A 23,536-nucleotide genomic window follows, 5' to 3' on the forward strand; every position below is an offset into this window, starting at 1 on the left:
CCGGTCGTTCCCGATCAGTTTTACTGAAAACCTGGGAACATCGGCTTGGATACAGCTAGAAATAAATCCTGATCCGATGATTCACTTCACATGCCCTGGAAATTTACGCTAGGGTTGTGACATGCGTGTGTGCACCACTTTCACGAAACCTGCCGCTTGTCAGTCTACCTGACTGGGCTGAATGCGCGCAAATCGGAAGGACCGGTTTCGGCAAAGGCCTGTTTTAATGACGCCGATCGACCCAGACGACCGCGACAATGACGGTGACCTGTTTCGCCGGTTTCTCGATGAATTGCGCGACACATTTGAATTGGACGACGTCGCCTATGCCGGCGTCAACCCGATCAGCGGCAGGCAGCACGGGCACATGACCTACGGTGACGATTGGTCAGCCCATTACATGCAGAACAAGTTTTATGAAATTGATCCCACGCTGCTCAAGGCGCGGCAATCGATCGCCCCGGTGGACTGGACACGCCTGGAACGCAGCCCCGAGTTCCAGACCGTGTTTCGCGACGCGCGCGACTTCGGGATCAGCGATCGGGGCCTCACCATTCCGGTGCACGGCCCCTATGGCGACATGGGGGGTCTCAGCGTGTTGCGCGACTGCTCGGACAGGGAATGGAAGCTTCTGATACCCGAGATCATCGGCGATCTGCAATCCGCAGCGGTCCACCTGCACGACACGGTAATCCAGTCCGATCCGCTGACCCGGGTACTGAACGCCCCCAGCCTTTCCACGCGCGAGCGGGAGATCCTGCAATGGATCGCCGCGGGCAAGTCGCAGCAGGATGTCGGAGACATTCTCATGATCTCGCACCGCACGGTCGAAGTGCATTTGCGCTCCGCCCGGCAAAAACTGAACGCCCTCACCACGCCACAGGCAGTGGGACGTGCCATCAATCTGGGATTGATTTTTCCCAGATAGTTTGCGCTTTTACCGTGCATATTGATGCGGCCAAGACAATTGTGATAAACTTATCAAGGATCTGGCGCCCTTATTTGGGCTTTTTTACGGGATTCCCCCAATAGCATCACGTGACGCTTTCCTTAATGTCTGAGTGGTATGTGCACCGAACTCACGGGACACATCAGGCAAATGGGGAAAGTTAATGATTCTGGTTGTAGACGCTACCAACAAGGAAAAGTTCGGCCCCGTGCTGGACGATATGTTCCAACTCCGGGCACGAGTATTCAACGAAAGGCTCGGCTGGGACGTCAATGTCGAGAACGGACGCGAGCGCGACGTGTTCGACGATCTCGACCCTTCCTACGCGATCGGGCTTGACGACGAAGGGAACGCCGTATCTTGCGTGCGGGCCCTGCAGACCACCGGACCGCACATGCTGTCGGAAGTCTTCGCGGACATCCTCGATGGCGAGCCGCCGCTCCGCAGTGCGCAGCTTTGGGAATCTACACGCTTCTGCGTGGATACCAAACGCCTCGGCCGCGGGCGCGACCGGCATTCAGTTTCGTATGCGACCTGCGAATTGATGATCGCCTCGCTCGAGGCGGCAAAGCGCGCCGGCGTCGAGGACATCGTCACGGTGATCGACCCGATGATGGATCGCGTACTCAAGCGCTCGGGGAACGCGCCTTACGATTACCTTGGCGGGTGCGTTGAAATGGGCAAGACGTCGGCGCTTGCGGCGCTGCTCGACTGCACGGATGAGCGCATCGATCGCATCCGCGCCTTTGCCGGCATCGAAGGCGAGGTCTTTCTGACCGATGAAGAGGCGCTCGCATTGCCTGCGAACGCCCGGGCGAACGCCCCGAAATCCGCACTCGAACAATATTGCGACGAGCAGATCGAGTTCGCCGCGACCGATGAGGAGAGGATCGCGGCGCTGCGACTCAAAGCCGCACTCACGGACAGGATCCACGCACAGGCAAACGCGACCAACTGAGCGCTTGCTCCGTCCCCCAAGGGTCGCTTGCTTGACACGTGAAGGGCCGCCCCGTCGATGGACGGAGCGGCCCTTGATACGTCTTGCGCGAGGTTCGCGTTACTCTTCGTTGTCCATCTCTTCGATGGCCTTCTCGAGGTCGTCCTTGGATACCTCGGTCTCGGTGACCTCGGCAAGCTCGACCACGTAGTCGATCACCTTGTCCTCGAAGATCGGCGCGCGCATCTGCTGGCTCATCTGCGGGTTCTTCTGAACGAATTCGAAGAATTCCCGCTCGTGGCCGGGATACTGACGGGCCTGGTTCATTACCGCCTGGGTCATCTCGGCATCGGTCACCTCGACCTCGGCCTTCTGCCCCAGATCCGCAAGCAGCAGACCAAGACGCACGCGGCGCTCGGCCAGCTTGCGATGCTCGTCGGTCGGCTCGATATCGGGATGGTCGTGCCCCTCGACATCCGGATTCTCGTCATGCCAGATTTGATGCGCTATCTGTTTCGCTTCGGTCTCGACCATGCTGGGCGGCAACTCGAAGCTGACCATCTCGTCGAGCTGATCGAGGACGCGCCGCTTCAGGATCGCGCGCGCGGCCCCGGCATATTCCTGCTCCAGCCGCTCACGGATCTGCGTCTTCAGCGCTTCGAGATCCTCCGCCCCGTACTTCTGCGCCAGCTCGTCGTCGACCTGGGCCGGCACCGGACGCTTCACCGCCTTCACCGTGCAGTCGAAGACCACCTCCTTGCCGGCCAGATGCGCGGCCTGGTACTCCTCGGGGAAGGTGACGGTGACGGTCGGCTCTTCGCCTGCCTTGACGCCGACAAGCTGCTCTTCGAAGCCGGGGATGAAGCTGCCCGCGCCCAGGGTCAGCGGATAATCCTCGGCGCTGCCGCCCTCGAACGCCTCGCCATCGAGACGGCCGACGAAATCGATCACCACCTGGTCGCCATCCTCGGCGGCGGCACCCTCTTCGCGGTCCTCGAAGGCCTGCGCGCTCTCGGCGAGGTTCTTGAGCGCCTCGTCGACCGCGGTCTCGTCCGGCTTGACGACCAGACGCTCCAGCTTGAGTTGCGAAAGATCGACTTCGGGGATGTCGGGCAGCGCCTCGTAGCTCAGATCGATCTCGACGTCGTCGCCCTCTTGCCAGTTCTCATTGACCATCCTGACGTTGGGTTCCGCGGCCGGGCGCACGTCCTTTTCCTCGAAATGCGCCTTCATGGCCTCGTCGACGCTTTCCTGCATCGCCTCGCCCATGATCTTCTGGCCGAACTGCTTTTTCAAAAGCGGCAGCGGCACCTTGCCCTTGCGAAAGCCCTTGAGCTCGACCTCGGGCTGCGCTTCCTTCAGTTTTTGGGTGACCTTGTGGTCGAGATCCTGGGCCGTCAGGACCAGCTTGTACTCGCGTTTCAGACCTTCGTTGAGCGTCTCGGTGACCTGCATGTTCGTCCTTCTCTATGCATCGGGCCGCGGAGGCGTCCGCGGCGGTCAGAATCCCGTGCCTCTTAGGGGGGACATGGCCGCGATGCAAGCGGTCTCTGCGCACGAGGTTCAAGGGCGCGCGCGCCGGCCATCGGAAGTTCGGACAGCAGCACCGTTCGATCACATGAAAAGGGCCGTCGCAGTGGACGGCCCTTGATTGCATTTGGTGACCGTCGGTCAGCGCTTGGAGAACTGGAAGCTCCGGCGTGCCTTGCGGCGCCCGTATTTCTTGCGTTCCACCACGCGGCTGTCGCGGGTCAGGAACCCGGCCGCCTTCAGCGCGCCACGCAGGCTGGGATCGTAAAGCTGCAGCGCCCGCGACACGCCGTGCTTGACCGCGCCCGCCTGCCCCGAAAGGCCTCCGCCCTTGACGGTGGCCATCACGTCGAACTGGTCCTCGGTGCCCGACACGGTGAACGGCTGCTTGAGGATCATCTGCAGCACCGGCCGCGCGAAATAGACGTTGATCGGCTTGCCATTGACCACGACCTTGCCCGATCCGGGCCTGATCCAGACGCGGGCGACCGCGTCCTTGCGCCGACCGGTCGCGTAGGACCGGCCAAGCGCGTCGCGCACAGGTTCGCGCGGCTCGGGCATCGCTTCGGGGGTCGTGCCGATCTCGTCTGCGACGGCTTCCAGACCTTCGAGGGATTTGATTTCTTCAGCCATCAGTAAGCCACCCGCGTATTCTTGGAGTTCATATTCTTCACGTCCAGCACGTCGGGGCTTTGCGCCTCGTGCGGATGCTCGGCCCCGGCATAGACGCGCAGGTTGGTCATCAGGTCGCGGCTGAGGCGATTGCCCGGCAGCATCCTCTTGACGGCCTGCGTCACCACGCGCTCGGGGTGCTTGCCCTCGAGGATCTCGCCGGTGGTGCGCGACTTGATCCCGCCGGGATGGCCGGTATGCCAATAGTTCGGCTTGTCGCGCTTCTTGCCGGTCAGCTGCACCTTGTCGGCATTGATCACGATGACATTGTCACCGGTATCCATGTGCGGGGTGAAGCTGGCCTTGTGCTTGCCGCGCAGGCGCGTCGCGATGATCGATGCAAGACGGCCCAGAACCACGCCTTCGGCGTCGATCAGGATCCATTTCTTGTCGATGTCTGCAGGGGTTGCAGAGAATGTCTTCATGTCAGGCAGAACCTCGTCTCTTGTCACGGGTGTCGGGTCGGCAGGACCACGTGTGACCTGCCCGTCGATCCCTGCCTTATAAAGACCGGCGCGACAGCGTCAACACAGCACATCCATAAATAAATAAGCGAAAACAATTGTTTGTGAATTAGGTATCCTTTTACCCCACATTTCGGCCCAGCCGTGACATTTCTGTCGATGCCCCGGACCGGGATGCGACGTCCTCTTGCACCACACCGATCAGTTGAATATTTCCAGAACACGATCGGGACCGATCCCAACTCCGGATGTCTTCGGGGGGGCGCTAAGGGACCGACCGGATTCAATCTGCTGGTAAGAAGGGGGTGCGCCATGACAGACGCCAACCTCTTCCGACTGGGGATCGGTCTGGAGACAGGCGCCCAAGAGGAAGACATCAACCGCGGCATCGCTGCCGGGGACCAATCCACGAACACGCCGCGCAACGTGCTTGACACGGATCGCGACGATCATTTCATCCGTCGCGGAGATGCCGTCTTCGCCGGCACGCACCTGATCATCGAGGTGGCGAACGGTCATGGGCTGGATGACGAGGCGCGCATCCAGCAGGCGTTCCGCGATTGTGTGGAAAGTTGCGGCGCGACGCTCGTGCACATCCACACGCACAAGTTCTCGCCACAGGGCGTCTCCGGCGTGGCCGTCCTCGCCGAGAGCCACATCTCGGTGCACACCTGGCCTGAGATCGGCTACGGCGCGTTCGACGTCTTCATGTGTGGCGATGCCCGTCCATGGCGCGCCGTCGATGTGCTGAAATCCGCGTTCGGCACGGCGGATGTGCGCGTCACCGAACTGAAACGGGGCGAGGATGTCGTCACCGAGGCCGGGGTCGCCGCATGAGCCACTGGATCCGCGAGCACCTGCATCCCGACTACGCGATATCGCTGCGCGTGGAAGAAATGCTGTATGACAGCACCACCGATCACCAGCGGCTGAAGGTGTTCGAGAACGAAACATTCGGGCGGGTGATGACGCTCGACGACGTGGTGCAGACCACCGAGGGCGACAATTTCATCTACCACGAGATGATGACGCATGTCCCGATTCTCGCCCATGGTGCCGCGCGGCGCGTGCTGATCGTCGGCGGCGGCGATGGCGGCATCGCGCGCGAAGTGCTGCGGCACGCCACCGTCGAGCATGTCACCATGGTCGAGCTCGAAGCGGGCGTGGTGGAGTTCTCGAAAGAGTACCTGCCGACGCTCAGCGCCGGCGCGTTCGACGACCCGCGCCTCGAGTTGGTGATCGCCGACGGGGCGGACTTCATCCGCAGCACGACGAACAGCTATGACGTGATCATCGTCGATTCGACCGATCCCGTCGGCCCGGGTGAGGTGCTTTTCACCGAGACCTTCCACGGCCATGCCAAGCGCGCGCTGACAGATGACGGCGTGCTCGTCACTCAGAACGGCGTGCCGTTCCTGCAGGGTCAGGAACTGCACAACACGATGCGCGCCTTCCGGGCGCTCTTTGTCGATGCCACCTGCTACCTCGCGACAATCCCCACCTATGCGGGCGGGCCGATGGCCTTTGGCTGGGGCACGGACGGCCCGGCGCGCAGCACCCCGCCCGAGGTTCTGCGGGGCCGGTTCGAGGCCGCGGGCATCGCCACAGACTACTACACCCCCGAGGTCCACCGCGCCGCCTTCGCCCTGCCCGGCTATGTCGCGCGGTTGCTGCCCTGAACACGGGCCCGGGCGTCACGTCGGCGGGATGGAATAGGTCAGGCTCGCCCGCGCTACGGGGGCGTCCATGCCGTCGGACCGGATCAGCACATCGCCGACCGCCAGCACCCGTCCCAGCTTCAGCAGCCGGCAATCGGCGATCAGGTCTGTGCGCGCCGCGGGCTTGCGCATGAAATCGATGCTGCAATTGGTGGTCACCGCCAGCCCCTCGGGGCCGATCATCGCCAGCACCGCAAGGTAGACCGACACATCGGCAAGCGCGAAGATCGACGGGCCCGACACCGTGCCGCCGGGCCGCAGGTGCCGCTCGCCCACCAGCAGGCGCGTGCGCACACGCATCTCGCCCACCTCCTCGATCGCGAACTCGCCCAGAACCTGGGGAAATTCCCGTTCGAGAAACGCCATCAGTTCCGGTGCGCTCATCCTCACGCCCATGCTTTCCTCCCGGCCCGCTTTCGTGCAACAATGGCCACAACCGATTGGAGGAGACAAGATGGCAATTCTCGACCGTACCGACGAGGGCGCGATCGCGCGCCTCACCCTCGACTCGCCCGGCAACCTCAACGCTCTGTCGGACGCCATGCTGGCCGAATTGCAGGCCGCACTCGCCGGGCTGGCAGCGGATCCGAAGATCCGCGTCGTCACGCTGTCGGGGACCGGCAAGGCGTTCTGCGCGGGTCACGACCTCAAGGAGATGCAGCAGGGCCGGCAGGCCGAGGATGGCGGACGCGCCTATTTCGCCGATCTCTTTGCGCGCTGCACGGCCGTGATGACCGCGATCCGCAACCTGCCGCAGCCGGTGATCGCGGCACCGCACGGCATCGCCACCGCCGCGGGCTGTCAGCTTGTGGCGTCCTGCGACATGGCGGTGGCGGCGCATGGCACGCGCTTTGGCGTGAACGGCGTGAATATCGGGCTTTTCTGTTCGACGCCGATGGTGGCCCTGTCGCGCAACATCCCGCGCAAGCAGGCCTTCGAGATGCTGACCACGGGACAGTTCATCGACACCGCCCGCGCGCTGGATCTGGGCCTGATCAACCGCGCGGTGCCCGAAGACGATCTTCAGGCCGAGACGATGCAGCTTGCGGAAACCGTCGCGTCGAAGCTGGGCAGCGCGGTGCGGGTCGGCAAGCGCGCCTTCTACGAACAACTCGAAATGGGGCTCGACGACGCCTACGCGCATACCGGCGCGGTGATGGTCGAGAACATGCTCGACCGCGACACCGACGAGGGGATCAACGCCTTTCTGGGCAAGCGCAGCCCCGACTGGACGCAATAAGCGCGCTCAATTCCGGCCGGCCCCGCTGCGCACCGTGATCGTGGTGACAATGGTCGCGCGCGTCTCGACCAGATCATCGCCGAACAGGCCCACGGCCTCCTGATCCGGGGCGCGCAGTACCGCCTCGACCAGTTCCGCGTCTTCGGGCGACAGTCGGTCATGGGCCTTGCACTCGCCCTCGGCCTCCCATCTCGCGCGCGCAAGCGGGCTGGCGACCGCGGCGGTGATCGCGGACGGGGCAAAGTCGTCGGACCTGATCATCTCCTGGCGTTCCATGGTCTTCATCACCTCTGCCAGTATCCGCGCCGAATCCCTGAAATCCATATCGGCGATGGCCTTCTCGGCCTCGGTCGCCTTGCCGTCGTTCAGACAACGCCGCGCCACAAACAGCCAGTCATGGATCATGTAGGCCGGCGCGTAGGCCCAGGGATTGAAGCCCTTGAACGGCTGAACGACGCGCGGAATGCTGCCGCCATCGGTATAGATTGCCTCCGGGGTGATCGAGCTTGCAACCTGCGCGCCGGACGGGCGCTGAAAGGTCAATCGCTGGCTTGGATCGCGCGGCGGCACGAAAATGAACCGCCCGTCACCGGACGTGTCGGAGCCGGGGCCGATCCAGACCACCAGGACCTGCCCGGTCAGCTCTCCCGGTCGCGCCTCGTCGAAGATACGCGCGCAGCCGGCAAGAGACAGCAGGATCAGCGCGATGCGCAGGCATTTCATCATGGCAGGCCCTCCCGATCACGCCGCGAGCAAGGCGATCATATCACGAAACGCCCCCCGGGGGCAGGCGCGTCGGCCCCGCCCTCTTTCCAAATCATGCGCGATCGCCTAGGTATTTGCACATGACAGAGACATTGCACATCATCGGCGGCGGCATGGCCGGGTCAGAGGCCGCGTGGCAGGCTGCCAAAATGGGCGTCAACGTGGTCATCCACGAGATGCGACCCAAGGTCGGCACCTTCGCGCATCGCACCGGCGATCTGGCAGAGATGGTCTGCTCCAACTCCTTCCGCTCGGATGACGACGAGCAGAACGCGGTCGGCCTGCTGCACTGGGAAATGCGCGCAGCCCACGGGCTGATCATGCAGATGGCCGATCACCACAGCCTGCCTGCCGGCGGGGCGCTCGCCGTCGATCGCGACCCGTTCGCCCAAGGCGTCACGGAACGGCTCATGCAGCACCCGAAGATCACCGTGCAACATGATGAAATCACGCAACTTCCCGAAGATGGTCACTGGATCATCGCGACCGGCCCGCTGACCTCGCAAGGCCTTGGTCAGGCCATCGCGACCGAGACCGGGACCGAGGCGCTCGCCTTCTTCGACGCCATCGCGCCGATCGTGCACTATGACAGCATCGACATGTCCACCGCATGGATGCAGTCACGCTACGACAAGGGTGCGACCGAGGAAGAGCGCACGGCCTATCTCAACTGCCCGATGGACCGCGCGCAATACGAGGCGTTCATCGACGCGCTGCTCGCGGCCGAGAAGACCGCCTTTCACACCGGCGAGGCAGAGATTTCCCCCGACGGCACCCCCTATTTCGACGGCTGCCTGCCGATCGAGGTGATGGCAGAGCGCGGCCGCGAGACCCTGCGACACGGCCCGATGAAGCCGGTCGGGCTGACCAACCCGCACCAGCCGGACGTAAAGCCACATGCTGTGGTGCAATTGCGGCGGGACAACGCGCTCGGCACGCTGTTCAATATCGTCGGCTTCCAGACCAAGATGAAATACGGCGCGCAAACCTCTGTTTTCCGGACAATTCCCGGGCTGGAGAACGCGCAGTTCGCACGCCTTGGCGGCATGCATCGCAACACATTCATCAACGCCCCCACGCTGCTTGACGCGCAGATGCGCTTGCGCACACGGCCGCATATCCGCTTCGCGGGCCAGATCACGGGGGTCGAAGGCTACGTCGAATCCGCGGCCATGGGTCTCGTGGCGGGCCGTCTCGCAGCCGCCGAGATCCTCGGGCAATCGCTTCCGGACGTGCCGCAGGATAGCGCCATGGGCGCGCTCATCCATCATATCACAGGCGGGGCCGAGGCGAAGACTTTCCAGCCGATGAACGTCAATTTCGGCCTCTTCCGCCCGGTCGAAGGCCTGAAAAGCGGGCGCCGCGGCCGCGTGCACCGCTACAAGGCCTATACCGACCGCGCCAAGACCGCTTGGACGGATTGGCTCGCCGCACAACAACCCGCGCATGACATGAGCATCGCCTCCTGAGCGGATGTTCGTCACACGATTTGCCCCGTCGCCGACCGGTCCGCTGCATCTTGGGCACGCCTACTCGGCGCTACTCGCGCACGACATGGCCCAAGCCGCGGGTGGGAGGTTCCACCTGCGGATCGACGATCTCGATCAGGCCCGCGCCCGCCCCGAGTGGGAAGCGCAGATTTACCGGGATCTCGCCTGGCTTGGGCTCGACTGGCCCCATCCCGTCCTGCATCAATCGGCCCGGCTGCCTCGCTACCGCGCTGTGCTCGGTACGCTGTGGGACATGGGGCTGCTCTACACCTGCAGCTGTACGCGTGCCGACATCCGCGCAGCCGTCAGCGCCCCGCAAGAGGGCGCGCCGCTGCACGGGCCCGATGGGGTCATCTATCCCGGCACCTGTCGACCTGCGGCAAAGCCCAGTGGCCCGATGCCCGGTGATGTTGCGCTGCGGCTTGACATAGAGCGCGCCTGCGCGACGCTCACCAGCCCGCTCACCTTCCGCGAAAAGAACGATACGATCACCCCGCGGAACCTGCCCGAAACAATCGGCGACGTGGTCCTCGCGCGCCGCGACATGGGGGCGTCCTATCACCTTGCCGTGGTGCTCGACGATGCCGACCAGAACATTACCCACGTCATCCGCGGCAAGGATCTGCAGGACGCCACACAGATACACATCCTGCTGCAACGGCTGCTCGGACTGCCGACCCCGGCCTATCATCACCACCGCCTGATCCGCGACGAGACCGGCAAGCGCCTGGCCAAACGCGACGATGCGCGCGCCATCGCCACCTATCGCGCCGACGGCGCCATTCCTCAGGATGTCCGGGCGCTGGTCGGTCTCTAGAGCGCCCTCGACCTTTGACCTTTCCGCAAATCGCGCGCACTTTGCGGGTTCATCTTGCCAAAAACACTCACGCCGAAGGTGCCACAGGCGTCATGATCTCGATCTCTTCACCGCCGCGCAGGGCCGTGTAGAAGCACGACCGGCGGTTGGTATGACAGGCCGGCCCCGTCTGGCGGATCAGCAGCAACAGGCAGTCGCTGTCGCAATCGATGCGCATCTCGACCAGTTCCTGTACATGCCCCGAGCTCTCACCCTTGATCCAGAAGGCCTGGCGCGACCGGCTCCAATAGGTGACTCGCCCGGTCTCCAGCGTCCGGCTCACCGCCTCGGCGTTCATCCACGCCATCATCAGGACCTCGCCGGTATCATGGGCCTGCGCGATCGCCGGGATCAGACCTTGGGCGTCGAATTGCAGGGTGGTGGGATCGAAGGCCATGGCGGATTTCCTTTTGAATCTGGGCAGCGCGCGTCTATTTATGGAGCAGAACACGAAAGGGAAAGTCATGAGCAGCGACACCGACTTGATCAAGCTATATTCGGCGCGCATTCTGGAACTCGCCGCCGACATTCCGCATCACGGACGGCTGGACGCGCCCCAAGCCAGCGTCAAGCGGCGCGCACCGCTGTGCGGCTCGACCGTCATCGTGGATCTGTCCTGCACCGAAGACCGGGTGTCGGACTACGCGGCAGAGGTGAAGGCCTGCGCGCTCGGACAGGCGGCCGCCAGCGTCGTGGGCCGCAACATCATTGGTTGCGACATCGCGCAGGTCAGCGCGGCCCGCGATGCGCTGAAAGACATGCTCAAGTCCGATGGCCCGACCCCTCCCGCACCCTTCGACGGGCTCGAGGTGTTGCGCCCCGCGCGCGATTACAAGAATCGCCACGCCTCTATCCTGCTGACCCTCGAGGCCGCCGTCGAGGCGATGGAAGAAGCGCGGGCGCAGGTCACCTGCTCCTGACGCGTTGCGCGCGCCGTAAACAGCCGAAGTCATCTTCAACTTACGCAAAAATGAAAAAAACGCCGCACGCCCGAAGGCGGCGGCAAGGTGTGGCGGGTCACGTTTGGCCCCCGCGTATTCGGGACAGATGAGGCAATCCCCGAACACGGGTTGGGACAGGCGCGCGCGGGATCATCCCGATCCGGGAAGTCCGCGCCGAGGGGCCGGACCCGCCAGGCAGAAACGTCAGGGCTGCGGAGTCAGAACACCCCGGGCAGGTGAAGCGCGCCGACCAGCGTGATCATCAGCGCCGCGGCGCCGATCGCATCGCCGACAATCGTGGCTCGGGCCTGCATCGCGGCCGTCTTGATCTGGTGAAACATGGGATAACTCCATTTCGAAACCTTTTGTTGCTGCTTTGTTCTCACTTTTAGCGAGATGTGTAAAGAACTTTTTAAGAACTTTTGGGAACGCGCCCACGCAGCCCGGTCCGTCAGCCGACCATCAGCAGGCGAATCGCCTGGTCCTGTTCCATCAGCCACAGCAGAACCCGTGCCGCGCGTCCGCGCTCGCCTTCCAGATCCGGGTCATCATGCAAAAGCTTGCGGGCATCCGATTGCGCCACCGCCATGAGCGCCGATTGCGCCTCCAGATCGGCGACGCGGAACCGCGGCAGGCCCGATTGCGCGGTGCCGATCAGGTCGCCCGCGCCGCGCATCTCGAGATCCACCTCGCTGATCCGGAACCCGTCCTCGCTGTCGCGCATGGTCTCCAGCCGGCGCGCGCCGCTCTCGCTCAGCGGCGCCTGGTACATCAGCAGACAGGTCGATGCCGCCTCGCCGCGCCCCACACGGCCCCGCAACTGGTGCAACTGCGCAAGGCCGAAACTTTCGGCGCGTTCGATCACCATGATCGAGGCATTGGGCACATCGACCCCAACCTCGATCACCGTGGTCGAAACCAGCACACTGGTCTCGCCGCGCTGGAACGCCGCCATCGCCGCGTCCTTCTCATCGGGGGGCATCTGGCCATGCACCAGCCCGACGACGCCTTCGCCAAGCGCCGCGCGAAGCCTTTGATACCGCTCCTCGGCGCTGGAAAGATCGACCACCTCGCTTTCCTCGACAAGCGGACAGACCCAGTAGGCCTGCCGCACCTCACCGATCGCGCGGCGCAGGTGGTCCACGACCTCGTCGATGCGGCCCATATTGACCAGCGCGGTCTTGATCGGCTTGCGTCCGGGCGGCTTCTCGTCCAGCACGCTGACATCCATGTCGCCGTATTGCGCCAGCGCCAGGCTGCGCGGGATCGGCGTCGCGGTCATCACGAGGACATCCGCCTGCGCGCCCTTGCGGCCCAGCTCCAGCCGCTGGCGCACCCCGAAGCGGTGCTGCTCGTCGACAATGGCCAGACGCAGATCGGCGAACTCCACGTCCTTCTGAAAGACCGCATGAGTACCCACGAGGATCTGGATATCGCCGCGCTGCAAGGCTGCCAGCTTGGCACGCCGCTCGGACCCTTTGTCGCGCCCCGTGAGGATTTCGAGCACCACGCCGGCCTCTTCCGCAAGCGGCCGCAATCCCTGCAGATGCTGCCGCGCAAGGATCTCGGTGGGGGCCATCATCACCCCCTGCCCGCCCGCCTCGACCGCGATCAGCAGCGCCTTGAACGCCACCAGCGTCTTGCCCGCGCCGACATCACCCTGCAGCAGCCGGTTCATCCGCATCGCGCGGGCCATGTCGCCGGCGATTTCAGAAATCGCGCGGATCTGCGCGCCGGTCAGCGGATAGGGCAACGCGTCCAGAACCTTTGCCTGCATCACTCCGGTGCCCACCGTCGCGCGCCCCTTGGCGCGGCGCAGCTTGGCCCGGGCCAGCGCCAGCGTCATCTGGTGCGCCATCAGCTCGTCATAGGCCAGCCGCTCGCGCGCAGGGTGCGCGGGCGACAGGTCACCCGGCGCCGCCGGGGCATGCGCGGCGCGTACTGCGCCCGCCCAGTCGGGCCAGCCGGCCTGCGCCTTCTGCACCGGGTCGATCCATTCGGGCAGGTCCGGCAGACGCAGCAACGCGGCCTGCACGGCCTTCGCCATCACCCGCTGCGTGACGCCCGCGGTCAGCGGATAGACCGGCTCGAAGGCGGGGATTTCGCCGGCCTCGTCCACGGGCACGACGTGATCGGGATGCACCATCTGCGCGATCCCATCGAACAACTCCACCTTGCCAGACACCACGCGCCGCGCGCCGGTGGGCAGGATGCGTTGCAGGTAATCGGCGCGCGCATGAAAGAACACCAGCTGGAAACTGGTGGCGGCATCCTCGACCACAACGCGGTACGGCCCGCCCTTGCGGGTGTTGGCGCGGTGTGGGCCCACCGTCACCTCGACAGTCACCACGCCGGGCACCTCGGCGCCCTGCACCGTGGCGCGTCGGGCGCGGTCCACGCCCGAATGCGGCAGGGTGAAGACCAGATCGCGCGGCCGGGTGATGTCGAGCCCGCCAAGCGCCTGCGCGGTCTTCTTGCCCACCCCTTCCAGCGTCTCGAGCCCCGCGAAAAGCGGGAACAGGATCTCGGGCCGGGTGCTCATCCCTCCCCGATCAGGCGCAGCCAGCCCTCTTCATCAAGCACCTCGACGCCCAGCTCGGCGGCCTTTTTCGCCTTGCTCCCGGCGCCCGGCCCCGCGACCAGCAGATCGGTGCGCGCCGACACGCTGCCCGACACCTTCGCGCCAAGCGCCTCGGCGCGGGCCTTGGCCTCGGCCCGCGTCATCCGTTCGAGGTTGCCGGTGAAGACCACCGTCTTGCCCGCCACCGGGCTGTCTGACGTGTCGGGTTGTGCCGCGTCCTCGACCGTCAGATGCGCCACCAGTCGGTCGATGCTCGCGCGCTCGCCCGAGTCGGCAAACGCCCCCACAAGGCTGCGCGCCATGACCTCGCCGACCCCGTCGATCCCCAGCAGACGCTCCCACTCGGGGCCTTCGAACCCGGCCGCGGCGTCCATCGCGGCGATGAACGTGTCCCAGTCGCCGTAATTGCGCGCGATCAGATTGCTGGCCTGCTCGCCCACATGCCGGATGCCGAGCGCGAAAAGCAGCCGCGCGAAGGGAATGCTTCGCTTTTCCTCGATCGCCTCGAAAAGGTTTCTCGCACTCTTCTCGCCCCAGCCCTCGCGGTTCCTGAGCTGCCTGCCCCCGCTGCCGTAGCGGTCCTGCAGCGTGAAGATATCGGCCGGCTCGGTTATCCAGCCGTCGCGGTAGAACTGCTCGACCTGCTTGGCGCCCAGCCCCTCGATGTCGAACGCCGCGCGGCTGACGAAATGCTTGAGCTTTTCGACCGCCTGCGCGGGGCAGATCAGCCCGCCCACGCAGCGCCGCGCGGCATCACCCGGCTCGCGCACCGCGTCAGATCCGCATTCGGGGCAGGTGGTGGGAAACTCGTACGGCACTGCGTCCTCGGGGCGCTTCGACAGGTCGAGATCGGCGACCTTCGGGATCACGTCGCCGGCGCGGTAGACCTGCACCCAGTCACCAACGCGGATATCCTTGCCTTCACGGATCGCCTCGCCCGCGGCCGAGCGCCCGGCGATGTAATCCTCGTTGTGCAGCGTCGCGTTCGACACCACGACACCGCCCACCGTCACCGGGGTCAGCCGCGCCACCGGGCTGAGCGCGCCTGTGCGCCCGACCTGGATGTCGATCGCCTCGAGCCGTGTCCAGGCCAGTTCGGCGGGAAATTTATGCGCGATCGCCCACCGGGGCGTGGTCGAGCGGAAGCCGAGCCGCGCCTGAAGCCCCAGATCGTCGACCTTGTAGACGACGCCGTCGATATCGTAGCCGAGCGTCGCACGCGCCTGCTCGATCCGGGCATACTCGGCGCGCATCTCCCCGGGACCCTCGCACAGCGTGGTCATCGGGTTTATGGAGAATCCAAGCGCCGACAGACGCTCCATCGCGCCCATCTGCGTTTCGGCCAGCGGCTCTGACAGCTCGCCCCAGCCATAGGCGAAGAACCGAAGCGGCCGCGCCGCGGTGATCAAGGCATCGAGTTGCCGCAACGAGCCTGCGGCGGCGTTGCGCGGATTGGCGAACACCTTGTCGGAGCGTGCGCGCTGCCGGTCGTTGAGCGCGCTGAAATCGGCGTGGCTCATGTAGACCTCGCCGCGAACCTCCAGAAAGCCGGGGGCACCGGACAGCACGGTCGGGATATCGTCGATGGTGCGCGCATTGGCGGTGACATTCTCGCCGGTCTCGCCATCGCCGCGCGTGGCGGCGCGGGTCAAATGGCCATTCTCGTAGCGCAGGCTCAAACCCAGCCCGTCGATCTTCGGCTCGCAGGTATAGGCCAGCGGCGCCTCGGCGCTCAGCCCGAGATAGCGGCGAATGCGGGCGTCGAACTCGTCGATCTCCGCAGGCTCGAACGCGTTGCCGAGGCTGAGCATGCGCACGGTGTGCCGCACCTTGGCAAAGGCCTCGGCCGGGGTGGCGCCGACACGATCCGACGGGCTGTCGGCGCGCTTGAGGTCGGGAAACCGCGACTCGATCGCCGCGTTGCGTGCCTTTAGCGCGTCATACTCGGCGTCCGACATCACCGGCGCATCTTCCGTGTGATACGCAGCGTCAGCGTCTGTCAGCACTTGTGCGAGACGCACTAGCTCGGCGCGCGCCTCGTCTTCGGTCAAGCGATCCACGTCGGTGGTGTCGGTCATCGGCCCCTCGTCACCCTGTCAGGCCGGGCGCACGGCGATGGCCGCGCGCCCGGTTACCTGACCGATGTGATAGGGCCAGCCGAGGCCGACGTCCAGACGCGGTGCCTTGCGGTCAGGCGCCGACGGCGAGCGAAGCGCCCGGCACCTGGTCCTGTTCAGGATCGCGCAGCACGTAGCCGCGGCCCCAAACCGTCTCGATATAGGTTTCGCCCTCGGTCGCCTCGCTCAGCTTCTTGCGAAGCTTGCAGATGAAGACGTCGATGATCTTCAATTCGGGCTCGTCCATGCCGCCATAGAGATGGTTGAGGAACATCTCCTTGGTCAGCGTGGTGCCCTTGCGCAGCGACAGAAGCTCCAGCATCTGGTATTCCTTACCGGTCAGATGCACGGCCTGTCCTGCGACGTCGACTGTCTTGGCGTCGAGATTGACGTTGATCTTCCCGGTGCGGATCACCGATTGCGAATGCCCCTTGGAGCGCCGGATGATCGCATGGATCCGCGCCACGAGTTCCTCGCGATGGAACGGCTTGGTCAGGTAGTCGTCGGCACCGAAGCCAAACCCCTTGAGCTTGCTTTCCGTGTCATCGCTGCCCGACAGGATGAGGATCGGCGTCGAGATCCGGGCCAGGCGCAGCTGCCGCAGCACCTCGTGGCCGTGCATGTCGGGCAGACCGAGGTCCAGAAGAATCAGGTCGTAATCGTAAAGCTTCGCAAGATCGACGCCTTCCTCGCCCAGATCCGTCGTGTAGACGTTCAGGTTTGCATGCGACAACATCAGTTCAATGCTTTTCGACGTGGTGGCGTCATCTTCGACCAGCAATACACGCATAAGGTATCTCCATTCCTCGTTAAGTTCTGATCACAAGTCTGAACAGCAATGGTTAACCGGTGGTTACCCTTATACAATTAGTTGCATGATCGCCCTATGGTTGTCTATAATTTTTAAGCAAAGTCACCTTAAGCGCGTCCAAACCGTGTTTTTCGACACCACGGACCCAGGATTCGAATTCTTCTTCACTCAACCTGTAGGTGTTCATCGCCTCGGAGCGAGACATCAACCCATAGGCGACTCCGCGCACCACTGCGAGCTTGCGCGACGCCACCCACCGGCTGGTATCCGGCGGTGGCAGATCCGCCCGGCTGAGAACCGTGCCATCCGGCAGCGTGACGGCCCTTGGCCCATCGACTTTCTTCAGATACATCGTTTTCACCCTTCTCCCGACTGTCCAGAGGATGCGTGGATCAGGCTTAATGACGGGTGAAACACAGCCTTGAGAATGCTTAGGATTTTCCTATATTCTTCCGGACCGGAGACTGAACATGGCGCTGGACGGCGACACATCCCGCAACTCCCTCGGCTTTGCCAAGGCCCCCTGCGACACGAGGGTCGTAGTGGCGATGTCGGGCGGCGTCGACAGTTCGGTGGTGGCCGCGCATCTCGCCTCGGAAGGCTATGACGTGGTGGGGGTCACCCTGCAGCTTTACGATAACGGGGCCGCGCTCGCCAAGAAAGGCGCGTGCTGCGCCGGCGTCGATATCCACGACGCGCGCCGCGTCGCCGAGGATCTGGGCTTCCCGCATTACGTCCTCGATTACGAGAACATCTTTCGCGACGCGGTGATCGACGAATTCGCCGACAGCTATCTCGCCGGGGCAACGCCGGTGCCGTGCATCCGCTGCAACGAGCGGGTGAAGTTCAAGGATCTGCTGGAGACCGCGCGCGATCTCGACGCCGATTGCATGGCGACCGGGCATTACATCCAGCGCAAACCGGGCGCGAACGGGGCCGAGTTGCACAGCGCCGCCGATCCGGTGCGCGACCAGTCCTATTTCCTGTTTTCCACCACGCAGGCGCAGCTTGATTACCTGCGGTTTCCGCTGGGGCATCTGCCCTCGAAACAGGCGACGCGCGAACTGGCGGCGCAATACGGCCTGCAAGTGGCCGACAAGCCCGACAGTCAGGACATCTGTTTCGTCCCGAACGGCGATTATGCCAGCGTGATCGAGAAGCTGCGCCCCGGCGCCGCCGATCCGGGCGAAATCGTGCATGCCGACGGGCGGATCCTCGGCAGCCATGACGGGGTGATCCATTACACCATCGGCCAGCGGCGCGGTCTCGGCATCGGCGGGCTCGAGACGCCGCTTTACGTAGTGCGGCTCGATGTCGAGGCGCGCCGGGTGATCGTCGGCCCGAAAGAGATGCTCGCCACGCGCAGCGTGCCGCTGCGCGAGATAAACTGGCTGGGCGACGCGCCGCTGACCTCGCGCGACGCGTGGGAGATCTCGGTCAAGGTGCGCTCCACCCGCCCGCCGCGCGAGGCGGTGCTGCGGCCGCTTTCGGCGACCGAGGCCGAGGTTGAATTGCTGACCCCCGAGGAGGGCGTCTCTCCGGGGCAGGCCTGCGTGTTCTACGAGACGGGCGGCAGTCGCGTGCTCGGCGGTGGCTGGATCTGGCGCGGGGCGTGACGGGTTCGGCGTGACCCGACGCCGACCTTGTCGAATAAGTGATTTGCCAAAAGTTCCGTACAAGATAATTCGAAATTTTCTTGGCAGCGCCCAGCATCGACGGTGAATCACTGACCCTGGTCTTACAACTCTCGAAACTGGTCTTCCTGTCGCGCTGACCACCGCACGGTGATAACGAAGCCGTCCTCGTCCTGACGCTCGTCCTCGACCAGGTCGTTCTCGTAAAGCCAGGCGCGCTTGCGACCTTCGTCGAAACCCAGGTGCAATGTGCTGACGTGGCGCAGCGCCGTCAGCACATCCGAGATCGCGCGCACCAGATCCGCGACGCCCTGCCCGGTCACCGCCGACACCGCCTGCACACTGCTCTGCCGTGCGGTCTGGGTCAGCGCGGCGGCGCGCGCGGTCTCGTCCAGCCGGTCGATCTTGTTCCAGATCTCGATCTGCGGCGTGGTCTCCTTGACCCCGAGGTTTTCAAGGATCGTGGCGACGTCGCGCGCCTGCTCCTCGGTCTCGGGATGCGAGATGTCACGCACATGGCAGATCAGGTCGGCCTCCAGCACCTCTTCCAGCGTGGCCCGGAACGCGGCGACCAGTTCGGTGGGCAGATCGCTGATAAAGCCCACGGTATCGCTCAGGATCACCTCGGGCCCGCCATGCGGCAGCGCCACCCGGCGCATCGTCGGGTCGAGCGTGGCGAAAAGCATGTCCTCGACCATCACGTCGGCGCCGGTGAGATGATTGAAAAGCGTAGATTTTCCGGCATTGGTGTAGCCCACGAGAGCGACGATGGGGAACGGCACCTTGGCGCGCGCGGCGCGGTGCAGGGTGCGGGTCTTGACCACCTTCTGCAACTGGCGGCGCAGGCGCACGAGTTGTTCGTCGATGGCGCGGCGGTCGGCCTCGATTTGCGTCTCGCCGGGGCCGCCCACGAAACCCAGCCCGCCGCGCTGCCGTTCCAGATGGGTCCAGGCGCGCACCAGCCTTGTGCGCTGATAGCTCAGCGCGGCCATCTCGACCTGCAGCACGCCCTCGCGCGTCGCTGCGCGGTCGCTGAAGATCTCGAGGATCAGCCCGGTGCGGTCGAGCACCTTGACGTCCCATGCGCGTTCGAGATTGCGCTGCTGCACGGGGCTGAGCGGGCCGTCGACCACCACGAGGTCGACTTCGGCCGCGTCTATCGCCGCTTTCAGTTCCTCGCGCTTGCCCTTGCCGAACAACCGGCCCGCATCGGGTTTGCGCAGGCGCACGATCTGCTCGCCGACGACCTCGAGATCGGGCAGCGCCCGCGCCAGCGACACCGCCTCGGCGAGGCCGAGATCGGGATCGCGGTCGCGATCATCGGTGGCGATATCGGGATGGACGACCCAGGCGCGGGTGGTCTGGCGTGCGGTTTCCCTCACGTGGCCTCGTCACCGTCATACAGGTTCACGGGTTGCGACGGCATGATCGTCGACACGGCGTGCTTGTATACCAGTTGCGATTGACCGTCACGGCGCAGCAGGATGCAGAAATTGTCGAACCAGGTGATCACGCCCTGCAATTTCACGCCATTGATAAGGAAGACCGTGACCGGGATCTTGGTCTTGCGAACCTGATTGAGAAATGCGTCCTGCAGATTTTGTCGATCAGAAGCCATTCAATACCCTGCCTTATTTCTTTTGCATGCCGCATCAGGGTTTTTTGACCAACCCCCGGTCGCCGAGTATGTCCCGCCAAGGGCCGAGTTTCCAGCCAAAAATCGCGCGACACGCCCGCGCGGCCGGTCTCAGTCGCGCCAGACCGACGGATTGAGCAGCGCGATCAGGGCCAGCGTCTCCAGCCGGCCCAGCACCATCGCCGCAGCGTAGACGAGCTTGGCCCCGGTCGCCAATTGCACGAGGCGGATGGGCTCCTCGCTGGCGGTGTGGATCAGCGGGCCGGTGGTCGACAGCCCCGACAGCGCCAGGATCAGCGCCGCCTCGAAGCCCTGCCCGGACAGCGCGAAGGCGGCGGTGAGCGCGGTCAGCGTCAACGCGAAGAGCATGAAGAAGATCCACGCGACATAGGCGCCCTGACGCCTTATGCGACGCCCCGGACCCGAGGCGCGCCCCACGGACGAGGGGTGGATCAGCCGGTCGACCTCGCGCTGCGCATGCAGGTAAAGCGCGTAGACCCGCAACAGCTTCACGCCGCCCGCGGTGGTGGCGACCCCACCGCCCACCATTGCCAGCCCCATCAGGATCAGCCCCGGTGTCTTCAGCCCCGACCAGTCGCGCGCCGCCTGCCAATCGGCGCTCTCGAACCCGGTGGTGGACAGGAACGACAGCACCGTGAACGCCGCCCCCCAGAAGGCCCGCAGCGCCTGTGCGGCATCGGTGGGGCCCGACACCTCGAGCGCGCCGATCCAGTGGCGCAGGAACAACACCAGCGGCACGCCGCAAACGATCGTCATGCCCAGCCGGAACTCGGGGTCGCGCCAGACGCCCTGCGGCACCGTCGACACGGTGTCGGACGAAAAGGTCAGCCGCGACAGCGCGAAGATCAGGAAGGCGAAGATCACCATCTCGCCCGCGACCCCCGAGGCGCCGTTGTGCAGGCCGCCGATGGACGAGATGCCGCTGGTCGCCAACGTCGCCATCGCGTGCAGCGCGGCGACCAAGGCGCGCTCGCCATCGGCCATCAACAGGATCCACAGCACCAGCGTCAGCCCGGCATAGACGGGCACCAGCGTGCGCGTCACCTGCGTCACCCGCCGCACCGGGCTGGCCCGCTGGAACCGCCCGAGACGCGCGTCGTCCTGCCCCGGCTCGGCCCGCACGGTGACCTCGAACCCGCCCAGGCTCATCGGCGCCAGCACCGCCGAGGCCGAGATCCAGATCAGCAATCCGCCCGACCAGCCCACCAGCGCGCGCCACAGGTGCAGGCTGTCGCCGATTCGCCCCGGCGCGCCGAAGAACGTGGCGCCGGTGGTGGTGAAGCTCGACACCATCTCGACATAGGCATTGAGATAGGTGGTGGTCTGCACGCCCTCGTAGAACGGCAGCGCGAGATAGAGCGGCAGCAGGATATAGGCCATCAGCAGCGCGGCGAGGTTCTGCGTGTCGCTCATCCGCCGGGCCGAGCCGCGGCCCGACAGCGCCAGCCCGATCGAAACGATCGCCGCCAGCCCCAGCAGACCGGACGAGACAAACACCCCCGCCACGCGGGTCTCGCCGCGCATCAGCGCATCAAAGCCCGGCAGCAGCATCATCAGCGCCGCGCATCCCGCGAGGATCAGGATCAGGGGAAAGGTCAGCAGGCGTTCGATCATCGGATCAGAAGTAATCGATCGAGACCTGCAGCATCTTCTCGACCGCGGCCACATCCGCCGCCAGCGCGAAGATCACCACCACGTCGCCCGCTTCGATGCGCAAACCGCCGGTCGGCTTGCGGATCCGGTCGCCGGTCTTGACGCCACCCAAGAGGACGCCCTCGGGAAAGTCGATATCGCGCAGCGCAGCCCCGGCGATCGACGAGGTCGACAGCACCTCGGCCTCGATCACCTCGGCCTCGGCATCCCCGATGGAATAGACCGCACGCACCTTGCCGCGCCGGATATGGCGCAGTATCGAGCTGACGGTCGTGGCACGCGGATTGATGAACGCGTCGATGTTAAGCGGGTCGAGAAGCGACACCATGGTCGGGTCGTTGATCAGCGAGATGGCGAACGGGCAACCCTCGGACTTGGCGCGCACGGCGGCCAGCATGTTGGTCTTGTCGTCATCGGTGACCGCCAGCACGGCATCGGCGCGCGAGATCCCTGCCTCGGTCAGGATCGTCGTGTTGAGGCCATCGCCGTTCAGCACGATGGTCCGTTCCAGCGTGTCCGCCGCGCGCTCGGCGCGGGCACGGTTCATCTCGATTACCTTGGTGCGCACCCGCCCGCCCGGACGCGCCTCGAGCGCCTGCGCCACCGCCAGCCCGATATTGCCACCGCCGACGATCACCACGCGCTCCTGCCGCTTCTGCGCCTTTCCGAACACGTCGAGCATCCGCGGCACGTCCTCGGTGGGCGCGAACATGTAGCACGCGTCCCCCGCGAACAGCTGATCGCCGGGCTCGGGCGAAAAGAGCCGCCCGTCGCGGCGCACCGCCAGCACCACGACCCGCAGCGTCGAGAAAAGATCGCTCAACTGCCGCAGCGGCGTGTTGAGCACCGGGCAGTCCTCTTCGAGGCGCAGCCCGATCAGCCGCGCCGACCCGTCCATGAAGGTCTCTGTATCGAAGGCGGCGGGGGCGGCGAGGCGCTGCAAAGCGGCCTGCGCCACCTCGCGTTCGGGGCTGATGACCACGTCGATGGGCAGGTGATCGCGCCGATAGAGATCGGAATAGATTGCATCGAGATAAGACTGGCTGCGCAGCCGCGCGATCTTGCGCCGAATGTCGAAGACCGAATGCGCCACCTGACAGGTCACCATGTTGACCTCGTCGGAATAGGTCGCGGCGATGATCATGTCGGCGTCGGACGCTCCGGCGCGGTCGAGCACATCGGGGTAGGACGCAAAGCCGGTGATCCCCTGGACGTCCAGCGTGTCGGCGGCGCGGCGCACCAGGTCGGGGTTGTTGTCGACCACGGTGACGTCGTTGCGCTCTCCCGACAGATGCCGCGCGATCTGCCAGCCCACCTGACCGGCGCCGCAGATGATGACCTTCATGGCGCTCGCCCCACCCTGTCCGACATCCGCACATGACAGACCGGTCTGACGCGGTCAATTGCTTTGTCGGGCCGCGCGGCGCGGCCTATCCGGCGCTCTCTGGTCCGCGCGCGTAGATGTCGTCGTAGCGGGTGATGTCGTCCTCGCCCAGGTAGCTGCCGGTCTGCACCTCGATC

At 65.0% G+C, this 23,536-nt stretch carries 24 protein-coding genes; 9 read left to right on the forward strand and 15 right to left on the reverse strand.

Annotation, left to right across the window (positions count from 1 at the left end; genetic code table 11):
- Positions 1-226: 226 nt before the first annotated feature.
- Complete coding sequence (locus V8324_RS08225; RefSeq protein WP_336419449.1) at positions 227-928, forward strand: LuxR family transcriptional regulator; 702 nt, start codon at positions 227-229, stop codon at positions 926-928.
- Positions 929-1,061: 133 nt separating this feature from the next.
- A complete protein-coding gene (locus V8324_RS08230; protein ID WP_336419450.1) occupies positions 1,062-1,907 on the forward strand; it encodes an acyl-homoserine-lactone synthase in 846 nt (281 codons plus the stop codon).
- A gap of 99 nt (positions 1,908-2,006) precedes the next feature.
- Here the strand turns inward: V8324_RS08230 and tig are convergent, their stop codons facing one another.
- From tig to rplM, 3 genes are all read right to left on the reverse strand, one after another.
- Entirely contained in the window at positions 2,007-3,341 is a 1,335-nt protein-coding gene (gene tig / locus V8324_RS08235; RefSeq protein WP_336419451.1) for a trigger factor, read from the reverse strand.
- A gap of 216 nt (positions 3,342-3,557) precedes the next feature.
- On the reverse strand, positions 3,558-4,049 hold the full coding sequence (gene rpsI / locus V8324_RS08240) for a 30S ribosomal protein S9 (protein ID WP_336419452.1): 492 nt from the start codon (positions 4,047-4,049) through the stop codon (positions 3,558-3,560).
- Positions 4,049-4,513 (reverse strand): 50S ribosomal protein L13, encoded by a 465-nt coding sequence (gene rplM, locus V8324_RS08245; RefSeq protein WP_336419453.1) that lies wholly within the window; start codon positions 4,511-4,513, stop codon positions 4,049-4,051. Before rplM ends, rpsI begins: the two co-directional genes overlap by 1 nt.
- Before the next feature lie 351 nt (positions 4,514-4,864).
- Here rplM and speD point away from each other — a divergent pair, with 351 nt between their 5' ends.
- Both speD and speE read left to right on the forward strand, forming a co-directional pair.
- Positions 4,865-5,389 carry an adenosylmethionine decarboxylase gene (speD, locus tag V8324_RS08250; protein WP_336419454.1) on the forward strand — a complete coding sequence of 175 codons (525 nt, stop codon included), beginning with the start codon at positions 4,865-4,867 and terminating at the stop codon, positions 5,387-5,389.
- A complete protein-coding gene (gene speE / locus V8324_RS08255; protein ID WP_336419455.1) occupies positions 5,386-6,231 on the forward strand; it encodes a polyamine aminopropyltransferase in 846 nt (281 codons plus the stop codon). The genes speD and speE overlap by 4 nt, the downstream gene beginning before the upstream one ends.
- Positions 6,232-6,246: 15 nt before the next feature.
- Here the strand turns inward: speE and V8324_RS08260 are convergent, their stop codons facing one another.
- Complete coding sequence (locus tag V8324_RS08260; RefSeq protein WP_336419456.1) at positions 6,247-6,666, reverse strand: PaaI family thioesterase; 420 nt, start codon at positions 6,664-6,666, stop codon at positions 6,247-6,249.
- A gap of 58 nt (positions 6,667-6,724) precedes the next feature.
- Here V8324_RS08260 and V8324_RS08265 point away from each other — a divergent pair, with 58 nt between their 5' ends.
- Entirely contained in the window at positions 6,725-7,510 is a 786-nt protein-coding gene (locus tag V8324_RS08265; protein ID WP_336419457.1) for an enoyl-CoA hydratase, read from the forward strand.
- Between the two features lie 6 nt (positions 7,511-7,516).
- Here V8324_RS08265 and V8324_RS08270 read toward each other — a convergent pair whose 3' ends face one another.
- Positions 7,517-8,236 (reverse strand): DUF1353 domain-containing protein, encoded by a 720-nt coding sequence (locus tag V8324_RS08270; RefSeq protein WP_336419458.1) that lies wholly within the window; start codon positions 8,234-8,236, stop codon positions 7,517-7,519.
- A 119-nt stretch (positions 8,237-8,355) separates the two neighbouring features.
- On the opposite strand from V8324_RS08270, the gene trmFO reads away from it, so the two are divergent.
- Both trmFO and gluQRS read left to right on the forward strand, forming a co-directional pair.
- The gene (trmFO, locus tag V8324_RS08275) at positions 8,356-9,744 is read left to right on the forward strand and encodes a methylenetetrahydrofolate--tRNA-(uracil(54)-C(5))-methyltransferase (FADH(2)-oxidizing) TrmFO (RefSeq protein ID WP_336419459.1); all 1,389 of its coding nucleotides are present in this window, start codon (positions 8,356-8,358) and stop codon (positions 9,742-9,744) included.
- A 4-nt stretch (positions 9,745-9,748) separates the two neighbouring features.
- A complete protein-coding gene (gene gluQRS, locus V8324_RS08280) occupies positions 9,749-10,582 on the forward strand; it encodes a tRNA glutamyl-Q(34) synthetase GluQRS (RefSeq protein ID WP_336419460.1) in 834 nt (277 codons plus the stop codon).
- A 67-nt stretch (positions 10,583-10,649) separates the two neighbouring features.
- Here the strand turns inward: gluQRS and hisI are convergent, their stop codons facing one another.
- Positions 10,650-11,018, reverse strand: coding sequence for a phosphoribosyl-AMP cyclohydrolase (gene hisI / locus V8324_RS08285; RefSeq protein WP_336419461.1), 369 nt, complete (start codon positions 11,016-11,018; stop codon positions 10,650-10,652).
- 67 nt (positions 11,019-11,085) lie between these two features.
- Here hisI and V8324_RS08290 point away from each other — a divergent pair, with 67 nt between their 5' ends.
- Entirely contained in the window at positions 11,086-11,541 is a 456-nt protein-coding gene (locus V8324_RS08290) for an iron-sulfur cluster assembly scaffold protein (protein ID WP_336419473.1), read from the forward strand.
- Positions 11,542-11,780: 239 nt separating this feature from the next.
- Here V8324_RS08290 and V8324_RS08295 read toward each other — a convergent pair whose 3' ends face one another.
- From V8324_RS08295 to sciP, 5 genes are all read right to left on the reverse strand, one after another.
- Positions 11,781-11,903, reverse strand: coding sequence for a hypothetical protein (locus tag V8324_RS08295; protein WP_336419462.1), 123 nt, complete (start codon positions 11,901-11,903; stop codon positions 11,781-11,783).
- 110 nt (positions 11,904-12,013) lie between these two features.
- A complete protein-coding gene (gene recG, locus V8324_RS08300; RefSeq protein WP_336419463.1) occupies positions 12,014-14,104 on the reverse strand; it encodes an ATP-dependent DNA helicase RecG in 2,091 nt (696 codons plus the stop codon).
- A complete protein-coding gene (ligA, locus tag V8324_RS08305; RefSeq protein ID WP_336419464.1) occupies positions 14,101-16,221 on the reverse strand; it encodes an NAD-dependent DNA ligase LigA in 2,121 nt (706 codons plus the stop codon). The genes recG and ligA overlap by 4 nt, the downstream gene beginning before the upstream one ends.
- 112 nt (positions 16,222-16,333) lie before the next feature.
- A complete protein-coding gene (gene ctrA / locus V8324_RS08310) occupies positions 16,334-17,050 on the reverse strand; it encodes a response regulator transcription factor CtrA (RefSeq protein ID WP_336419465.1) in 717 nt (238 codons plus the stop codon).
- A gap of 94 nt (positions 17,051-17,144) precedes the next feature.
- Positions 17,145-17,423, reverse strand: a complete 279-nt coding sequence (gene sciP, locus V8324_RS08315) for a CtrA inhibitor SciP (protein ID WP_336419466.1) — start codon at positions 17,421-17,423, stop codon at positions 17,145-17,147.
- Between the two features lie 118 nt (positions 17,424-17,541).
- On the opposite strand from sciP, the gene mnmA reads away from it, so the two are divergent.
- Positions 17,542-18,687: a tRNA 2-thiouridine(34) synthase MnmA gene (gene mnmA / locus V8324_RS08320; RefSeq protein ID WP_336419467.1), complete on the forward strand. Its 1,146-nt coding sequence runs from the start codon at positions 17,542-17,544 to the stop codon at positions 18,685-18,687.
- Positions 18,688-18,809: 122 nt separating this feature from the next.
- Here the strand turns inward: mnmA and hflX are convergent, their stop codons facing one another.
- The 4 genes from hflX to trkA all read right to left on the reverse strand — a co-directional run bounded on the left by hflX (position 18,810) and on the right by trkA (position 23,360).
- Positions 18,810-20,087, reverse strand: a complete 1,278-nt coding sequence (gene hflX / locus V8324_RS08325) for a GTPase HflX (protein WP_336419468.1) — start codon at positions 20,085-20,087, stop codon at positions 18,810-18,812.
- On the reverse strand, positions 20,084-20,323 hold the full coding sequence (gene hfq, locus V8324_RS08330; RefSeq protein WP_336419469.1) for an RNA chaperone Hfq: 240 nt from the start codon (positions 20,321-20,323) through the stop codon (positions 20,084-20,086). Before hfq ends, hflX begins: the two co-directional genes overlap by 4 nt.
- A gap of 129 nt (positions 20,324-20,452) precedes the next feature.
- Positions 20,453-21,976: a TrkH family potassium uptake protein gene (locus tag V8324_RS08335; protein ID WP_336419470.1), complete on the reverse strand. Its 1,524-nt coding sequence runs from the start codon at positions 21,974-21,976 to the stop codon at positions 20,453-20,455.
- 4 nt (positions 21,977-21,980) lie between these two features.
- Positions 21,981-23,360, reverse strand: a complete 1,380-nt coding sequence (gene trkA / locus V8324_RS08340) for a Trk system potassium transporter TrkA (protein WP_336419471.1) — start codon at positions 23,358-23,360, stop codon at positions 21,981-21,983.
- Positions 23,361-23,536 lie beyond the last annotated feature (176 nt).

Source organism: Roseovarius sp. D22-M7 (assembly GCF_037083785.1).
GTDB lineage: Bacteria > Pseudomonadota > Alphaproteobacteria > Rhodobacterales > Rhodobacteraceae > Roseovarius.